The 17946-nt window shown below is 47.5% G+C and carries 22 protein-coding genes and 1 tRNA gene; 2 read left to right on the plus strand and 21 right to left on the minus strand.

The annotated features are described in order from the left end of the window. Nucleotides 1-68: 68 nt before the first annotated feature. From PPG34_RS03280 to PPG34_RS03305, 6 genes are all read right to left on the minus strand, one after another. Nucleotides 69-1295 (minus strand): molybdopterin molybdotransferase MoeA, encoded by a 1227-nt coding sequence (locus PPG34_RS03280; protein WP_313831709.1) that lies wholly within the window; start codon nt 1293-1295, stop codon nt 69-71. 24 nt (nt 1296-1319) lie between these two features. Next, entirely contained in the window at nt 1320-2285 is a 966-nt protein-coding gene (locus PPG34_RS03285) for an Mrp/NBP35 family ATP-binding protein (RefSeq protein ID WP_313831710.1), read from the minus strand. 70 nt (nt 2286-2355) lie between these two features. After that, nucleotides 2356-2841: a MogA/MoaB family molybdenum cofactor biosynthesis protein gene (locus tag PPG34_RS03290; protein ID WP_313831711.1), complete on the minus strand. Its 486-nt coding sequence runs from the start codon at nt 2839-2841 to the stop codon at nt 2356-2358. A gap of 23 nt (nt 2842-2864) precedes the next feature. Then, the gene (tatC, locus tag PPG34_RS03295; protein WP_313831712.1) at nt 2865-3803 is read right to left on the minus strand and encodes a twin-arginine translocase subunit TatC; all 939 of its coding nucleotides are present in this window, start codon (nt 3801-3803) and stop codon (nt 2865-2867) included. 68 nt (nt 3804-3871) lie between these two features. Further along, nucleotides 3872-5359 (minus strand): Do family serine endopeptidase, encoded by a 1488-nt coding sequence (locus PPG34_RS03300; protein ID WP_313831713.1) that lies wholly within the window; start codon nt 5357-5359, stop codon nt 3872-3874. Nucleotides 5360-5834: 475 nt separating this feature from the next. Beyond that, nucleotides 5835-6188, minus strand: coding sequence for a flagellar basal body rod C-terminal domain-containing protein (locus tag PPG34_RS03305; RefSeq protein WP_313831714.1), 354 nt, complete (start codon nt 6186-6188; stop codon nt 5835-5837). 231 nt (nt 6189-6419) lie between these two features. Between PPG34_RS03305 and PPG34_RS03310 the strand changes: the two genes are divergently transcribed. Next, the gene (locus PPG34_RS03310) at nt 6420-7376 is read left to right on the plus strand and encodes an MDR/zinc-dependent alcohol dehydrogenase-like family protein (RefSeq protein ID WP_313831715.1); all 957 of its coding nucleotides are present in this window, start codon (nt 6420-6422) and stop codon (nt 7374-7376) included. A 114-nt stretch (nt 7377-7490) separates the two neighbouring features. After that, nucleotides 7491-7566, plus strand: a tRNA-Thr gene (locus tag PPG34_RS03315). 297 nt (nt 7567-7863) lie between these two features. Here the strand turns inward: PPG34_RS03315 and PPG34_RS03320 are convergent. The 15 genes from PPG34_RS03320 to PPG34_RS03390 form a co-directional block, all read right to left on the minus strand. Then, complete coding sequence (locus PPG34_RS03320; RefSeq protein WP_313831716.1) at nt 7864-7992, minus strand: hypothetical protein; 129 nt, start codon at nt 7990-7992, stop codon at nt 7864-7866. 450 nt (nt 7993-8442) lie between these two features. Next, nucleotides 8443-8685 (minus strand): hypothetical protein, encoded by a 243-nt coding sequence (locus PPG34_RS03325; protein WP_313831717.1) that lies wholly within the window; start codon nt 8683-8685, stop codon nt 8443-8445. Nucleotides 8686-8749: 64 nt separating this feature from the next. Then, on the minus strand, nt 8750-9091 hold the full coding sequence (locus PPG34_RS03330) for a hypothetical protein (protein WP_313831718.1): 342 nt from the start codon (nt 9089-9091) through the stop codon (nt 8750-8752). A gap of 458 nt (nt 9092-9549) precedes the next feature. Further along, nucleotides 9550-10053, minus strand: a complete 504-nt coding sequence (locus tag PPG34_RS03335) for a peptidylprolyl isomerase (RefSeq protein ID WP_313831719.1) — start codon at nt 10051-10053, stop codon at nt 9550-9552. Between the two features lie 30 nt (nt 10054-10083). Continuing rightward, entirely contained in the window at nt 10084-11223 is a 1140-nt protein-coding gene (locus tag PPG34_RS03340; RefSeq protein WP_313831720.1) for a ligand-binding sensor domain-containing protein, read from the minus strand. Further along, nucleotides 11177-11953, minus strand: a complete 777-nt coding sequence (gene tatC, locus PPG34_RS03345; protein ID WP_313831721.1) for a twin-arginine translocase subunit TatC — start codon at nt 11951-11953, stop codon at nt 11177-11179. Before tatC (PPG34_RS03345) ends, PPG34_RS03340 begins: the two co-directional genes overlap by 47 nt. Before the next feature lie 48 nt (nt 11954-12001). Continuing rightward, nucleotides 12002-12241, minus strand: a complete 240-nt coding sequence (locus PPG34_RS03350) for a DUF465 domain-containing protein (protein ID WP_313831722.1) — start codon at nt 12239-12241, stop codon at nt 12002-12004. 85 nt (nt 12242-12326) lie between these two features. Beyond that, nucleotides 12327-12887 carry a ribosomal protein S18-alanine N-acetyltransferase gene (gene rimI / locus PPG34_RS03355; RefSeq protein WP_313831723.1) on the minus strand — a complete coding sequence of 187 codons (561 nt, stop codon included), beginning with the start codon at nt 12885-12887 and terminating at the stop codon, nt 12327-12329. After that, complete coding sequence (gene tsaB, locus PPG34_RS03360) at nt 12848-13555, minus strand: tRNA (adenosine(37)-N6)-threonylcarbamoyltransferase complex dimerization subunit type 1 TsaB (RefSeq protein WP_313831724.1); 708 nt, start codon at nt 13553-13555, stop codon at nt 12848-12850. The genes rimI and tsaB overlap by 40 nt, the downstream gene beginning before the upstream one ends. A 44-nt stretch (nt 13556-13599) precedes the next feature. After that, a complete protein-coding gene (locus PPG34_RS03365; protein ID WP_313831725.1) occupies nt 13600-14457 on the minus strand; it encodes a LolA-like protein in 858 nt (285 codons plus the stop codon). After that, nucleotides 14450-15823 carry a DNA repair protein RadA gene (gene radA, locus PPG34_RS03370; protein ID WP_420888080.1) on the minus strand — a complete coding sequence of 458 codons (1374 nt, stop codon included), beginning with the start codon at nt 15821-15823 and terminating at the stop codon, nt 14450-14452. Before radA ends, PPG34_RS03365 begins: the two co-directional genes overlap by 8 nt. A gap of 102 nt (nt 15824-15925) precedes the next feature. Then, nucleotides 15926-16717 (minus strand): hypothetical protein, encoded by a 792-nt coding sequence (locus PPG34_RS03375; RefSeq protein WP_313831727.1) that lies wholly within the window; start codon nt 16715-16717, stop codon nt 15926-15928. A gap of 181 nt (nt 16718-16898) precedes the next feature. Continuing rightward, entirely contained in the window at nt 16899-17183 is a 285-nt protein-coding gene (locus PPG34_RS03380; protein WP_313831728.1) for a DUF507 family protein, read from the minus strand. Nucleotides 17184-17217: 34 nt separating this feature from the next. After that, nucleotides 17218-17502, minus strand: coding sequence for a DUF507 family protein (locus PPG34_RS03385; RefSeq protein ID WP_313831729.1), 285 nt, complete (start codon nt 17500-17502; stop codon nt 17218-17220). 4 nt (nt 17503-17506) lie between these two features. Continuing rightward, nucleotides 17507-17893, minus strand: coding sequence for a cyclophilin-like fold protein (locus PPG34_RS03390; protein WP_313831730.1), 387 nt, complete (start codon nt 17891-17893; stop codon nt 17507-17509). Between the last annotated feature and the right edge of the window lie 53 nt (nt 17894-17946).

Genomic DNA, 17946 nt, shown 5'->3' on the forward strand with positions numbered 1-17946 from the left:
AGACTTATGAAATGAATAATCGCTGTACCAACTGTTCTCAAGACACAGCGAAAAGCATCAGCCGGAAGTTAGGTAATACGGCTCAACACCTGTACTTTCACCATATCACCGGGATTCACCTTCTCAATTTCCTCAGCCACATCGATGAGACCGTTGGCTTTGACCATGGAGGTTAAGATGCCCGACCCTTGAGGTCCGGTGGTTTTTACCGTCAGCTGGCCATCTTCATGGGCCACGATCCCTCGTAGAAAATGTCGACGATCTGGGTGTTTGGAAAACTTTTCCTTAAACACGGCATTCACGGTGGGGCGGTACAGCTGCCGATGCCCCCCCATTTTCATCATGGCGACGCGCACGAGTTGCTCAAAGGTCACCATCGAGGAAACCGGATTTCCGGGAAGGCCAAATGCCAACTTCCCCTGAATCTTTCCAAAGGCTAATGGCTGCCCAGGACGGATCGCCAATTTCCAAAAATGCATATCCGCGCCCAATTCCCCAAAGACGACCTTGGTGAAATCATAATCCCCCATGGACACCCCACCCGATAACACAATGATGTCGCATCCTAACCCTTGGGAAATTTTCTCTTTCAAAGATTCTGGAGTATCTTTGGCAATCCCCAACAAGACCGGAATGCCTCCGGCTTCTTGCACACCCGCGGCAATTCCGTAGCTATTGGAATTGACTATTTTGTTCTCGTCGAACTTTTCATCGAGATCGGCCAGCTCGTCACCAGTGGAAAGAATAGCCACTCGCGGGCGTTGATGCACCAACACAAACGACTTGGCTAAAATCGCCAGCATGCCAATCTCGCCAGGCCCAAGTTGCGTACCCTTAGAGATAATGCACTCCCCTTCCTTGACATCTTCACCCTTGGGGCGAATATTCATACCCTTGGGCTCAGGCTGAAAAATCCGCACGCTGGTTTCCGAGGGTTCGGTATATTCCACGCGGACAACGGTATCGGCACCATCAGGAACCGGAGCCCCGGTCATGATCCGAATGGCCTCACCAGGCCCCACGGATTTGGTCGCCACTGCTCCTGCCGCGACATCCTCGATAATTTTCAACTCCGCCGGCTTGGTAATTTCATGTTCCTTCTTGATGTCATCCCAACGAACGGCAAACCCGTCCATGGCCGAATTATTCCACGGTGGATTGTCGCGGGGCGCAATAATATCTTCACCCAAGACACGACCAATAGCCTCCAGCAGACTGACCTTCTCACAGCCAAGGGTCGTGGTGGCATCTAGCACAATTTTCTGAGCGTCACGAAGGAGTGTTAAACCAGACATAAGAATGGAATCTCTTTTAAAAAATTATTTTGTGACTTTTTTAAACGGACTTTTCGTCGCAATTTGAACCAGGGAACCTTTTTTCTTACAGAAATCATCCACTTGATTTGCAATACTGTGAAAAGCTTCTGCGGTCGGCAGATCAGAATTAAACATGGCGTAGGGTTCACCAAAATCACTTTGTTTCACAATATCGGGATCGAGCGGAATTCTTCCTAAAAATGGCACACCCATATCATGGGCAGATGCCTCTCCGCCGCCCTTTCGAAACACCTCTATCTCTTTATGGCAATGCGGACAATCCAAACCACTCATATTTTCGACAATCCCAATAATGGGCAACTCGCTGTCTCTGGCAAAGGTCACGGATTTCCGTGCATCCAAAAGGGCCACTTCCTGGGGTGTCGAGACAATCACGCAGCCTGTTACTTCACCGATCAAATCTATGGTGGTCACCGATTCATTCCCCGTTCCCGGCGGCAAATCCACAATCAGAAAATTCAGGTCTTGCCATTCCACGCCACCAAGCAATTGATTGATAAATTCGAATTTATAGGCGTCTCGCCAAATAATCGGGTCATCGGAGTTCTGAAGCAAAAAGGACATTGACGCAATTTTCATATTGTACGCCTGGAAGGGAATAATCCCGCCACCTGTACTAATCTTGAGTCGTTCGCCTTCCGCGCCCACCATTTTAGGAATATTGGGGCCATGGATATCCATGTCACAAATACCGACTTCATAACCCTTTAATGCCAAGCTCACTGCTAAGTTCGTGGAAACGGTGCTTTTTCCCACTCCTCCTTTATTACTCATGACTAGGATCTTATAATCGATCCGTTCCATGCGCTTGTTCACCAGCCAGCGGCTATGACCTTCTTTGTCTTTTTGACAAGTTTCGTTTTCATCGCAAATGGCACACGCCCACATGTATGTGCAACTGTCTTCCGCACTGGGTGCGGGCTGAAACATTTTCAAATCGCCAGGCATATATCCCTCCGATATCCCAAAAGGCTAATAACGTAAACTATAAATCCAGTCTTGCTTATCTTATCTCCACTTAAGAAATGGGTTGCGTGATCTTCGAAATTTTTTCCACCGTATGCTCAAGGATCGGGATAAAGGTTGCGAGATTCTCTTTCGCCGCCTTGGGGCTTCCAGGAAGATTCACAATGAGTGTCGATCCACGAATACCGGCTGTTCCTCTCGATAACATTGCGGTTTTGACTTTCTTTAGACTTTCAACTCGCATCACCTCGGCGATTCCGGGAATCTCTTTGTCAATGACCTCACGAGTTGCTTCGGGGGTCCAATCCGTAGGACGAACGCCTGTTCCACCTAACGTGAAAATCACTTGAGGGACAATCGTGAGGCAGTTAGACACTAAACACTCGCGAATCTCTTTCCGATCATCGGGGACGATTTCATAGGCCACCACCTGGACATCATGATCACTCAAATATTGTTCAAGATCGGCACGTCCCTTATCCGGTGAATCCCCACTATAAACTTTACTGCTCACAACAATGATCGCGGCTCGAATCATTTACTCATCTCAATTATCTGATGCTACGGGACACCCACATAATCGTCGTCGCCACCTGATGAAGTCCCAGCAGTAGCCGATTGTGGACGTAATCCACCAGACCCACTTTTTGGAGTGGTTGCCGGGGGTTGAGCGCCAACTTCCTCTTCGGGTTTAGGCTTTTTAAAGAATCCCGCGCTTATAATGCCCACTTCATAGAAAAAATACATGGGCAAGGCCATAAGGCATTGATTAAAGGGATCAGGAGTGGGCGTCAAAATGGCCGCGAATAAAAACGCCCCAAGAAATGCCCATTTTCGATAACGCTTCAGAAAAGGTGCATCAACCCACCCTAATTTGGCCATCAGGGTTAAGGCGAGGGGCACTTCAAAGGTCAGCCCAAATACCAACAAAAACCACAGGGCAAACCCTACATAACTTGCAATAGATAGTTGAGGAATGAACCCTGCCTGCACCCCATAGGAAATTAAAAAATTCAGCGCAAAGGGCAGAACAAAAAAGAAACAAAACGCCAATCCCAAATAAAACGCTAGGGCGCTGGTCATCACAAAAGGTGCAACAAAACGTCGTTCTTGAACGTGGAGGCCTGGCATCACGAATGCCCAGACTTCCCACAAAATATATGGCGTCGCAAGAACCAGCGCGAATAACGCCGCGACCTTTAAGTTTTGCCACAACGCTTCAGCAGGAGATAAGAATACAAAGGGAATCTTCGGGAGATCGGTGGGTATCCATTCCAAGGTGCCGGGAACAAACATATTTTGCAACGGAACCCGCAACCATTGCACCAGGGTATCCGCATAAAAGAACGTCCCGACAAAAAACAGGGCGACAACAATGACAACTTTGGTCAGCCGAGCCTGGAACTCATGCAAATGTTCCATGATCGGCATTTTTTTATCCTCGAGAGGATTAAATACCGTATCTTGAAGCCATTTTGAGAATCGAGACTCTTTTGCCATATATCAAAAACTTTTGAGACCATGACAGGATTCCCCTATCATGGTCTCAGGAAAAATGTTCACCGTCATTAGTCAGGATTCACGGCAACGAATAAATTGTTGCCTCGCCGACTTAACAACAAAACCACCAAAGATTTCTTCTCAATTTTGGAAGCTACGCTTTGATAATCGGCAAGGTTGGTAATAACCTCTCGATTGATTTCCTGAATCACATCACCTTGCTGCAATCCTGCGTCGGCAGCTGCACTACCTGCCTGGACATCTTTGACGACCACACCAACGGTTTGTTCCGGAAGTTTCAACTGACTCTTTAATTCGGGAGTGAGAGCCTCCACTGACAATCCAGCCAGAACATTGTCCAATTTTTCCATACTTGGCTGAGGAGCTTCTCCACCATTTCTCGCGAGAAGTTCATCAGTTGGCCGTTCACCAACTTTCACCGTAAGCATGGTTTCCGCCCCATCCCTCAGGACTTTGATTTTCACATCATCGCCCACACGCGTTCTCGCAACAATATGACGCAGATGATTGACGTCCTTAAGTTTCTCGCCATGATATTCAAGAATCACGTCACCCCGTTTGAGTCCACCTTTGGCTGAAGGACCATTTTCATGAACTTCACTAATCAAAACCCCACCGGTGTGAGTTTCCGGGAGTTGAAAGGACTGGGCTAGGGCGGGAGTCATTTCCTGGATGGCAATACCCATCCAACCCCGTACCACTCGCCCGCTTTGAATGAGGCTCGTAGAAATATCTTTGACGATATCCACGGGAATGGCAAATCCAATACCTTCAGAACCACCGGTTCTCGAAAATATGGCAGTATTAATGCCAATGATTTCACCTCTCATATTGATCAGCGGCCCCCCGGAATTCCCGGGGTTAATTGGAGCATCGGTTTGAATAAAGTCTTCATATTCCGTGATGCCTACATTACCTCGCCCTAGGGCACTGATAATTCCCATCGTCACGGAAGACTTCAACCCGAAAGGACTCCCTACCGCCAAAACCAAATCTCCAACCTTGAGGGTTTCATCCGCACTCCAGGAAACGAAGGGTAAATTCGCGCCTTCAATCTTAATCACCGCGAGATCGGTCTTAGGATCAGTCCCAACAATAGTTCCAGGAAATTCCTCCCCTGAAAACGTCGTTACGGTAATTTTACTTGCATCTTCCACCACATGGTTATTCGTCACGATATAGCCTTCTGGGCTAATGATCACCCCAGATCCGGCACTCATGCCTGGAGGTCCAGGCGGTCGGCCTGGAGGTCCGGGCATTGGTGGGGGTCCTCCTCCGGGAGGCCCTCCAAATGGGCCAGGCGGCAATCTCCGAGCCCCAGGATCTTCCCTCCCGCTCACCGCCACATTCACTACCGCAGGCTGAACCCTTTCAACAATTTCAGAAAATCCACGAGTAAAGGCCTCGGGAACACTTCCATTCGCTAGGGATGGGGAGATGAAATCAACACTGCCAAAACATCCTGCGATGGCGATTGCAGTCAACATGCCGAGGCATTTGACTTTGGGACATCCCTGAAAGGTTTTTTTGATCATAAGAAATTATCCTTTAAAGTGAAGGACTTAGACCGATCTACCCTGATGGCCTAAGAGATTAGAAATGAAAAGGTCCACGTAGCAATGGAAGGCCTATCTCACGAGGCACAACCTGCTTGATTCTACACTAAATTCAGTAGGCTCTTCAAAGAAAACCCTGATTATCTGCTTTTAAGCATTTCGTCCAGACTTTTGCACAGTTGCACATACCTGGGCAAGATTAAAAAACCCCAGAATGTACACACAAGTGAGTAGAGGTATCACCTTAGAATTTTGGGAACTAGTGACTAATCTATTTCCACATACTTCCTTGGGAATTTTCTAGGCGAAAAAAGAAGTATAGTGCAGATCAGAATTTTTGAATATTTAGATATTTGATAAAGGAAGATAGACCAAATCTGATGGTGAGTCAGTAATAATCTTTGAAAACTTTCAAAAGTCCGAGTGAGGAAATTGGTTGGCAGAAAGAGGAGGTTTATTCAAGAATATCTAACACACTTCCTAAGGTTTTGTTTTGAACATCTAAGGCTCGAAGATTTGCTTCATAATGCCTTTTTCCAACAAGAAGATTGACAGCTTCTTCGGCAAAATCTACATTTGACTGCTCAAATTGGATCAATCCATTTTCTGTTTCGCGGAAGGCGATGGGTCCTGGAGTATTGACCTGTTCGACGACCGTCTCAACCCCCTGAGGTTTGACCTCCTGATGCAGAACGCGTTGTTTTTTAAACCCATCAGTATTGGCATTGGCGGTATTATGCGCCGCGGTCGTAATCCGCTTTTGAGCCGCCGTCAACCCAGACAATGAACTGTAAATGCCTGAAACCATAAGAAGTTCCTTTATGCAATTTCCAGGATCAAAGAAAAGTCTCTGTGACCTCTTTATACCGTATCGACCAGGCTTTTATTTAACTTGCGAGAACACGATTTCGTTCTATCAAAATCATAAAGTATTGTGATCAAAAGGCGAATCAAGTTTCGCCATCCAGCAACAAAAAATCATCATTGAAACAATTGACCAACATTGCACATTAAAAGCCAATATTCTTAATTTTGGGACATGAGAGCAATACAACTCGCACCTGCACTCCAATTCACCACCAAATGCCCTAAGCCAACGCCTCCAGCTGGAGAAGCTCTCGTACGCGTGCACCAAGCCGGTATTTGTGCCACAGACCTTCAGCTAATAAAGGGTTATATGGAATTCCAAGGCAACTTAGGCCATGAGTTTGTTGGGACGGTTGAAGAAGCCGAAGGCAACGATCATCTCAAGGGTAAAAGAGTGGTCGGAGAAATTAACGCCGCTTGCCGATCTTGCCCAACCTGCAAAGCCGGGCGTCTCACACATTGCCCAAACCGGACAACATTAGGAATTGACCGGCGAGATGGTGCCTTCGCCGATTATCTTTGTCTTCCCATTGCAAATCTTTATTCCTTGCCAGAAGAAATCTCAAATGACCAGGCGGTGTTCATCGAACCTTTGGCAGCTGCCTGCCGAATTCTTGAACAAATTTCCATTGTACCTAGCGACCGTGTGATTATTATCGGAGATGGAAGACTGGGACTACTCTGTGCTCAGGTATTACACACAACAAATTGCAAACTCACGGTCCTCGGACGACACGAAGAAAAACTGAACTTACTCAGGCAACAAGGTATTGAAACGACCATGCAACCCGAGGAAGTAACGCCTGGTGTTGACATCGTCATCGAGGCCACCGGTTCCCCAGATGGCCTCAAGCTTGCTAATCAACTGATCCGTCCACAAGGTACTCTGGTACTGAAATCCACCTATCATGGCCAAACCACTTTCGATTTTACTTCTTTGGTAGTGAATGAAGTTAATTTGGTCGGTTCTCGGTGTGGCCCGTTCCCAAAAGCCATCGAACTCCTGAAACGAACCCGTGTTTCGGTCGAACCACTTATACATGCTCGATATTCACTCGATGAAGGGATGAAAGCCATTCAACATGCCGAAGCACGAGGAACGCTTAAAGTTCTCCTTACCATGGACTAATTATTTTTGGAAATCGTTAATGAATCTTCACTCTTCAAGTAATTTTCCATTCTCAATTTCCTCAACGACTGTACCGACTAATTTCACTGTGGTATGATTTCAACTCCAAAGCGGGCTGGCGTAGCTCAATCGGCAGAGCATCGGTTTTGTAAACCGGCGGTTGGAGGTTCGATTCCTCTCGCCAGCTCCACTTCTTTTCCCAAGAAGTTTTCCGCTCCCCTTATTTCCCCTCCGGCGACAAACATCTAACAACTATTGGCTTCAGGAGAATTCTCCATTTGTTGATAGAATTTTTTCCAAATATTTCTATGCCATGCCTAAATGCAAGCAAATAAATGACAAAGTCTGATTTGAGCCTTGATTGTGGGACCAAAAAGTATTGGGCCCTGGTGACAGGTTTGGAAACTAGCAAAAGAAATGAAGACGTTTTAATTGGGAATGGGACAGGAAGGAGATATGATTTACACAAAAGACAGGATGGGAATCACTATGAATTTCCGTACTGTTCTTTGCGTCGCCACCATGCATGTCCTTGCATCCAGCCAAAACAGGCCAGGATACCGACAACTACAGCAATAAACACCATCGCGGTCACAAATGCGAGTTTACTTGTCATCTTACTCCCTACTCTTGAGGTGGAAGGGATGTGATGCTCTTTGAATGTTTATCGGCCAAAACCTAGAAACCCTTTACATCCAGAAATAAATAGAATACCCCTTTTCCCTGAAAAACCGACAACTCAAATTATGGAGAAATATTGTTTTTTCACGATCCTGGTTTGGGGGAACTTTTGACCGGCTCGTCACGATCCTCGGGTTTGGAACTCAAGGGACGAGGATCTTTCTCCAATTTCGTTCGCCGCCCACAATTAATGCAACGATACACTATGAGAGACATCCCTGTCAGCAGGTCCACTTCCTGGTCTGGAACGAGGGTCCCCTGGCATTTCTTACAAACTGATTTTGGTGAAACATTCAGCATTTATTAATATCTTACCATTAAAAAGGAATAACCGAAGAATCCAATCTTTATAGAACTCAATTTCGCCTCTGGGCTGTTGTTTTCCCTACAAATTCGCCAGGCTTTCAGCACATATAGCAATGCGCTCCACATCGGGGTGATAGGCGGACCGTTCCATCAACGAAGACCACACCTCCCCTACATTCCACTCGGACAAGGGGATATCCCAGGTCAGAGTTTCTCCATCCCACTCCATCCACACGTTCCCTACATGCACAAATCCCGGGTGACCATTCAGTATGGCTTTGACCATTTCCTCGATCATGACATGAGCTCGAGATTGATTCATGACGCAATTCTCATTGTGATCATCGGAAAATGGAAATTTTGGCATTCTGGGCTTGCCGAGTTGATCATTGTGCTACCCTATTACTTGCTAAGCACCATTTATTTAATTCAGAGACCGCTACCTCTACATCCTGGAAAAGTGACTTTAGTTCTTCTACTGTTTGAGCCGCTTGATCCTTCACCATGGAATCCTTCACTTGATCGGAAAAGAAACTGGCAGGAATGGTTGAGGCCACTCGGGCATGATCAACTTCTTGCTTTTTCTCGGCAATTTGTTTCTGTAAAAATTGCAATTCCTCAATCGCGAACTGACAAGGACGATCCCAAAAAGCTGCAAAAGCCGAACCTGTTCCCGTAAGGAGGAAAACTCCAACAAAGAAACTCAGTAGCATTTTTTTCTTACCCATAGTGTTCCTCCTTCCCTAATTTCATTTTATCCGAATTCGACCACAAAACCCCTCTTCCCTCGAAGTGTTTGCAGAATACTGCCACTTAACCCTTAGGGTAAATTCGCCATGCTGCGTATCCTTTTCGTCTCACCATTGGAGGTTGTCGGGTTTTTATCCCAATTGCCAAGATTTAATAGACCTAAACCTATCAATACCATCCAAATTTACTCCATAAATTTAGGGAAAAAGGCAGATTCACGACGATGAGGAAGGACCCGCGCCTGCAAATCAGATTCAAAACTTTCGAAATAAAAGAGGGAAAAACGGAAAGAACAAATTATTCAAAGGAAGGATTACAAACAATAGAAACAATGCTACTCCAGGATATTCTACTGCTGCTATCCACCACCTTCACCCCAGGTTTCCTTTCAGTCGAATAGCCTGGACAGTTGCCAGTCCAAACAAATGATAGGCTGTTAATTGACCGTCACCGTCATTTCAATACGGTCAAACGGATTATCATTCCCATCCCGCTTTGCACTCACCACACGATCCACCACATCCATGCCGCTTTCCACTTCACCGAATGCGGTATATTGTCCATTTAAAAATGCCGCATCGGCGACACAAATAAAAAACTGGGACCCAGCACTATTGGGATCTTGAGCACGCGCCATGGAAAGCACGCCCCGAGTGTGAGGCTTATTGTTAAACTCTGCATTTACACGATACCCCGGTCCACCCATCCCATGCGTTGACCGATCGGGATTTTTGCTATTGGGATCGCCCCCCTGGATCATAAACCCAGGAATCACGCGGTGAAAAGTCACGCCATCATAAAACTTCTCCCGAGCCAATTTACAAAAATTACCCACGTGATTGGGAGCCACGTCTGGATAAAATTTCAACGTAATATCACCCCAGGTTTCCCCTTTGGAAGACACCGTGATCGTCGCTGTTGGTTGACTCGCATCACTCATACCGACTCCTTATCACCGCAAAAATAATGTTCAAAAATAGGGGCGAGGCATTGAGAACTGAGAACCCATCCCCTCACTCACATTCACCCAATGTTCACCTCGATCTTGACTACGAAACGCTCCGGCACTTGTTCCTGCAAACAATGCGCCCTGCGGAGTCACCACCATGACCTGAATGGCACGCTCAGTCAGCCCAGTATTCACGGCCGTCCATTTGGATTTAGGTAAGGTCGTGGTATACACCCCTCGTCCAGTGGCCACAAATACTCCGGAATTCATGGAGACGATTCCTCGGATAGAATCATTCGGCAAGGATCGACCAAAAGTCTTCCATGACATTCCGTGATCAACACTATGAAAAATTCCACCATTTTGGGTACCCACAAACATTGTTTCATCCTCACTTTTCGCAAGAATACGAATATGGGTATGTTGAAGGCGTTCGCTCGCATCAACAAACTGATCATCCACTTTTTGCCACGTGGCCGTTCCCGGTTTGGTCGTATCAAGCCACTGCACACCTTTTCCCGCGGTCCCTGCATATAAGCGCTGGTTTTTCAGCATAATCAAGCTCGAAACCAAAGTTTGATCCAACCCCTTGGCACTTTCAACCCACAAATGATCCGCTTCATGCCACTGATACACCCCCCGTCCGGTACCGGCATACACACTTCGTTGATGAGCCAACAAGGATTTCACTTCCACACGCTTGAGTCCTTGACTGATCGACTCCCAAGACACACCATCTTTGTTTGTTCGAAATACTCCGCCCCGTACAGTTCCGGCGTACACGGCCCCTTGCTGATCAATCGCTAAACAAAGAATAAACCGATCATCCAGGCCGGCATTCATGGCAGTCCAGGAATCGCCTTGGTCGTGGCTCACAAACACCCCATGGCCAAACGATCCCGCGTAAATCGTTCCTGCATCCGTCGAAGCTAATGCTTGGATACTAGGCGCGACAAGCCCTCGGTTTTCAAAGGGATTGAAATGACCTTGAGGCATATCGCCAGAAAAACCCGGGTTGGCCTGAAAAAGAACGACCTGCACTACAAAAAAAACTAACAAGGACCCCAATTTTTTTCCGGGCCAACGATTTTCAATCATGAGGACAATACATACCTTAAGACTGTGTAGGAGGAGAGGTTTCATCATTTTCAAGAGTCTCATCTTCGGACTCCTCAGAAGTCGGAGGTTTACGACGACCAAACCATCTGGCACCCCAAATGCCAGCCTCATACAATACTATCAGGGGTACCGCCATCAACATCATGGTAAATAAGGTCGCATCCGGGGTAATCACAGCAGAGATAATCAGGGCCATCATGGCGGCATGACGACGATACTTGGCTAATTGTTCAGGGTTAACCATTCCAGCTCGCGATAACAGGGTCAACGTCAGTGGCAACTCAAAGGCAAAACCAAACGCCAAAAGAAATTTGACGTTGAAATCCACATACGTCCCCACCGCCAATTCCGGTTTTAATTCACGCTCCAACCCGAAACTCACAAAGAAGTTGATGACCAAAGGAAGAATGACGAGGTTGCAAAAAGCCAAACCAAGGACAAAAAACCCCGAGGCCAATAAAAACAAGGGAATGCCCCAACGTTGCTCCCCAGGCAATAGCGCTGGTTGGAGAAAGCGCCAAAACTGATTAAGAATGATCGGCATACTCGCCACAATGGAAGCAAGAAAAGAGATTTTAACCGAAGCAAATAAAGCTTCGGCCGGACCATAGAAAATTAAATCATCCGCAAAGGGACGCTTAAACCAATCAATCAGTTCAGCAGACACTGAAAACATGATGACAAAAGCCACCAGGATCGTCCCGCCAATAATGAGCAGTCGACGTTTCAGATCCGAAATATGTCGTGATAAAGGATGTGCAACTGAGGCCATAAAGATTGATGCCCTGTGTAGAAAAAATAAGACGGCGGCCTTGAACCCCTAGGAGGTGGGCTGTTCCTGGGATTTCCGATACTCTCGTATCATTTCCGCCATGCGATCCTTTTTCCCAAGTTTTTCTTTTTGAATTTGTTTTTTCATGGATTCTTCTTGAGGAGTCAGGGTATGGTTTTTTAATAACGTTTGAAGCTCTTCATCCAGACGATGATGGGATTCTTCCATCTCCCGAAAATCTGCGTTCGTGGAACGGAGGTGCTCGGCAATTTGATCGTCAGTCAGCATACGGTTCCTCCCTTCTGTGCCCTGGAATGGGCGTTTGATAATTTGGATAGAATTATGAGTTCAACCCTTATGGTCACGACGCACATCATAAAAGATCATAAAACTCTAGAGGTTCAAGACGCATCAGAATAGCATCCTCCTCGGGGTTCGTATAGTACGCAGCCCGACTCCCATATTCATGAAACCCAAATCCATCATACAAGGACCGCGCCGCCAAATTTGACGCGCGGACTTCCAACAACGCCCGCTCCACGTTCTGGCCCTGGGCCTCATGAAGAGCAAATTGCACAAAGCGACGCGCTACGCCTTGCCGCCGCCAAGTTTGACTCACAGCAAGGTTCAGGAGTCGCAATTCTTCAAACACAATCCAATAGCAAAGATAGCCGACAATCGCTTCAGGCTGACCCCGATCATCAATGGGGATCGCGACGAATAATCGGCTAAAAGGATTCCCGACCACCTCCGCATCGAACATCGAACGAGTCCAGGGAGCAGAAAAGGCCGCTTGTTCAATTTCTAAAATCTGGTCGAGATGAGTGGAATCAGCAGGTTTGATGGCCAGACACAGAGGAGAGGAAGGTTGCACATCCATATTATTGAGCAGTTTCAGGAAATTACAGGATTTTTCTGAAATTTGGCCTCCCATTGCACTTCGGCTTCCGCCCGTTGAATATACCGTGGGGAAAGATGCTCTCCAGCATACTGCCTTAAATGGAAGGATGACAAGCTAGAAAATGCCACACTAATGGCGGATGGATGCATCGCTTTATCTGGCCCAGGAATGGCTTTTTCACCCAATAATTCTTTTAATTCAGAAGCGTGGAATTCCCACCCCTCGCCAAATAACACGGTGAAATGTTCAATAGATTCAACAAGTTGAATCAGAGGTCCATGGCAATCATCAGATACGCGCATAAGATTGTCCCCCTGCCACTGAAACATTGCCCAATAGACCTCACCACGACTCGCTTTTAGGATAGGGCAAATTGGCCGTGGCTCACCTTTCACATTCCACGCCATAGCTTCCAGAGTCGGAACGGTAACCAAAGGAAGTTGGGTCGCTAGACGGAACCCCATCATCGTGGAAAGCCCAACACGCAATCCGGTAAATGAACCTGGTCCCAAAGATACAGCCAACCCATCGAGTTGAGCCAAGGAGAGTCCAAGCGTCTGAAGCAACCGATCGATAGTCGGCACTAGCACACTCGCATGCGAAGCACAATCACGCTGTGTTTCCTCGGCCAACACCTGATGATCGTCAACGATCGCCACACTGTGACAACGTGTCGCGGTTTCAACTGCCAAAATTTTCATACGATTACGCTCGTTCCACAGTCATACACAACCCTAAAAGGATCTTAAAAGTTCGTCAGCATAAACAAGCGTTCATTTAATGGTTCATTGGCAATAATTTCGCGAAATTCCAAAGTAATACTTCCCGCCTCTTTCCGATCCTCCGCTTTCACATCAAACGGCAGCAGAATCGTTGCGGACTCATTAGGTGACCGGTCACGCACCCGCCGAAAATCCGAAGTCTGGATTGAAGCCACCGGCAACCCTTGGGAATCAAGATACTCCAACTGTCGAACCCGCAACGAATCTCGATCGATCATAATACGCCGGGAGAACGAAACTGTGTTGGTTTTCTGATCGGGGGGAAGATCAATTTGATACATATCTTCGCCTTCTTGCATCGATTCGATGCCATCTGCAGGAAGAGGCAGTTTCCCTAATAATACCTCGGCTGCTCGCAAACTCAGCAACACAGGAAGGCGCAGCTCGCCCAACCCCTGAAAATTATCCATTCCACCAAAAATGGGCTGCGGCTGATCCTGCACCCGAAGCGCATAAAATTCTCCAGACAACGCAAAATCAAACACCAATCCGCCAAACCGGGTAAATCCTTTGATACGAAAACGATCTGGACGTTGATAGAAAATGCTCCCGTCCAGAGAATGCGCAAAGACCATTCCCTGGCCATCAATCTCCGCATGAAACAGGCCTTTAAGACTACTTACCTCGGCCTCCCGAGCATGTAAAATTTCAATGATCTGCGCAGAAGTCAGAGACGGGGTAGAACTAGGAGTCGGTTCTGGGACGGTTGTACAGCTAGACAGTAATATTAAGCACAGTAGGAAACACCCAAAGCCGGGAAATATTGGAGCGTCAGAAGGATGTTCCGCAAGTTCAAACCTGGGAAAGGAAATCTTACCCACGGGCCATCACCTGGTCTAACACCTCGCCGATTTCCCGAACGCCAATCACTTCCAAACCAGGCACTCCAGACCATTTCACAAGGTTTCCCTCTGGCAACACGCACCGCTTGAATCCTAGTTTCATAGCTTCCCGCGTTCGGATATCCACTTGTGAGACCGGACGAATTTCTCCTCCCAACCCCACTTCGCCTAAAAAGAGCGTATGTGCATCCAGTACCTGATCACGAAAACTCGACACCACAGCGGCCACGATTCCTAAATCAATAGCGGGCTCATCAATACGCAGTCCGCCTACAACATTGAAATAGACATCCTGCCCAGACAAATGCAGCCCAAGCCGTTTTTCCATGACTGCCAATAGCAAGGAAACGCGATTCACTTCAACGCCATTGGCCATGCGCTTAGGCATCGCATACCCTGTTGACGTCACCAGCGCTTGCAACTCAACCAAGATTGGCCGGCTCCCTTCGAGCGTGGAAACCACCACCGACCCTGTACTCTGTTCTGGACGTCCCGCCAAAAACAACTCGGAGGGATTGGCCACTTCTTCCAAGCCCCCATCTTTCATCTCGAACACACCTATTTCATTCGTGGCCCCAAATCGATTTTTGACGGCACGTAAAATGCGATAGGTGTGCCCTTTATCCCCCTCAAAGTACAGTACCGTATCCACAATGTGTTCTAACAATTTTGGTCCGGCAATCATCCCCTCTTTTGTCACATGCCCAATGATAAACACCGGCACGGAGGTGCGCTTGGCATACCACATCAACTGACACGCGACTTCCTGTACCTGGCTCACACTGCCAGGGGCCGAGGTAATCTGATCGGTAAAGACCGTTTGAATAGAATCGACCACTAAGGCCGCAGGTTTCATCGCCTGAGTGGTTTTTAAAATCTCCTCCAACGACGTTTCCGCCAAAATATAGAGAGACGGACTCGACACCCCTAACCGATCTCCACGCATTTTCAACTGACGAGGTGACTCTTCCCCAGAAACATAGAGCAGGGCTTGGCCACCCTGCCCAAGCCCTTGTAACGCCTGAAGCAGGAGCGTGGTTTTCCCAATGCCCGGATCACCTCCCACCAGAATCACCGACCCCGGAACCACACCTCCACCCAGCACACGATCCAATTCCCCAAGTTGCGTCGTGAGCCGAGGTTCGGGATCTATCGCAATTTCTGTAATCGGCGTAGGCTTATCTGCAGCTCCTTGCAAAACTTTTTGGGCAACAGTCGCGCCTCGTCCGGCAGTGACTTCCTCCTTTAACGAATTCCACTGAGAACAGTCAGGACAGCGCCCTACCCATCGTGGGCTTTGAAATCCACAGTCCTGACATACAAAAATCGTTTTGGATTTTGGAATTTTCACGATAACAATCTCACTCGAAACGGACTTTCCTTGTTAATACAGGGAAAACGAGTATGCCCCAAATTGGTCACCGACTGTGTATGCAGGCTTTCCATGCTACAGATGTTTCCGTATATCCTTCCATTCAGAAATAATTTTGGCACGATGCGGAAACTTTTCATTTTTTAAAGAGTCGGGAAAGATAACTGCCTTGATCCGATTTTTCACCAAGGTATCGGCAAACCCTTTGGTCTGACCAATGCCAGCTTCCACATGATCCCACCCACCCTCTTTCAGGTTGTCAATGAAGGCAAGCAGCAAGGAAGGCTCAGGCGGGACGGTGCGCGTAATTCCCGGAGGAAATTTATGGGCGGTAAGCCAATCACGAAGAAGAAGGATATGCTCCTCTGCTCCAGGCCATAGGTAGATGATGTTGTAATAAAACTCTCCGAGTTTGGTGAGTTCTCGTGGAGCATCCTCATCAGCTTCGCCCAAAGTCCTGGCATCAGGAGGTGACCCCACTGATGAGGCTCTACGCCCCTTTAGAAGCGTGGAAACGTCAACCAAAAGAATGGGCTTACGCCGTTCCCAGGAAGCAAAGTTTCCAAGTCCGGAAACGGGATTGACTCTGGAACTAGTCTCAACTTCTCCCACGATCTTTTGATTCCCACGCATGTGCGTTTCAAACTCGAGAATTGCCCGGCCATCTTTATCGGTGACCGCAGATCCCGCTTTCTGCCCATGAACACGAAAGGTTATGGTTTCCCCTCCCAATCCAACGAAACCCTTCGGGCCATCCCGAACGAGCCGAGCCTGCAGCTTCACTGGTGTACTCGGCCGGGCCAGGACATCTTCCACGATTAATCGCCCAGCGACCTTTTCATCCACAGCAACAAGCACCGAAGGCATGAAAAGACCGAACAAGAGGCCCAGGAGTACAAGCCCCAAAAACCCACCGAAGAGATTTTGGAAAAATCGACAAACTGTGAGCATGATAGTCATAGCATAGAAAGGCAAAGGGTGATCATCTTGTAAAAATGGCGGGGGAGGCCCATACGAGCCCTCCACTTTTATGGTTGTGGAAAGTTTCTCAAGCAAGTTTGCGTTTGCGAAGTTCCTCCGCAAAAGTTTTTTGATACATCACTTCCCATTCCGACGTACCTTCGTGAATCTTCTTGGAATAGGACTGGAGACGAGCCTGAACGACTTTATCGATTTCTTGCTCCAAGGCCATTTGATCGGCCAACACTCGCTTGATCTCCCGTAAGGGAAGTGTTGAGGAACCAACAAAACGGCCTTCGGCAGTTTTCTCCAACACCTGGAGAATCACATGCGACAAGTGCATTTGCTTTTCATCGGATAAGACAGTCGCCATATTTGTTCACCGTGAGAATATAGCCAGAGGTTCCTTACAGAACAATCCCTCGTTCCTTCACCAGTTTACTTTTCACCATCAAAAACATCTTTTGATAATCAGCACGACCGCTGTCGAATTCAGCTTCATATTGTTTAAGCATGCCGCGGACTTCGGCATTCAGTCGATCCTCCAGAGACAATTCATTATCAATCGCTTTTTCTAGGGAATCAATCAGTCGATCTTTGGAACCCGTGACCTCGAACAAGTGGTCATCTTTTAACTTTTCGAGGATCGCGGTCGCAATAAACCGAATGCGCTCTTTACTCATCCGCATCATACGTTCACGAAGCCTTTTCCACTTTCATCATGGTCGCGCCTACGACCTGCCGTAATATTTGAGGATCATCGATTAACCGCCCCACCACATTCACGCGATCCGCAGGGACCGGATCTTCCCCAATACTCATGGGAGTCCGACCAAAAAATACCGCGAACATCCCGCCAAGACCCCAAAATGCCACATCACCAACTTTGACATTCGTCGTTGCAGTTTCCCGATGATCTTTTACCCCCGGGATATTGCAATAAAATTCCTCCCCCCATTGATTTAAAGCCGCCTCAATGGGAAGGGCCTCGTAGATGCCAATAGCCGTCCGTGTGGCCTTTAACTCCGCTTCAACCGTAATCCCACCAATAGAAATTTTTACCCGCTTTTTCTCTAATTCCATGATCCCAACAGCTCCTCTGCCCCACAAAAATAATCTCGTTATCTTGATAAATC

The sequence above is a fragment of the Candidatus Nitronereus thalassa genome (assembly GCF_032191465.1).
GTDB lineage: Bacteria > Nitrospirota > Nitrospiria > Nitrospirales > UBA8639 > Nitronereus > Nitronereus thalassa.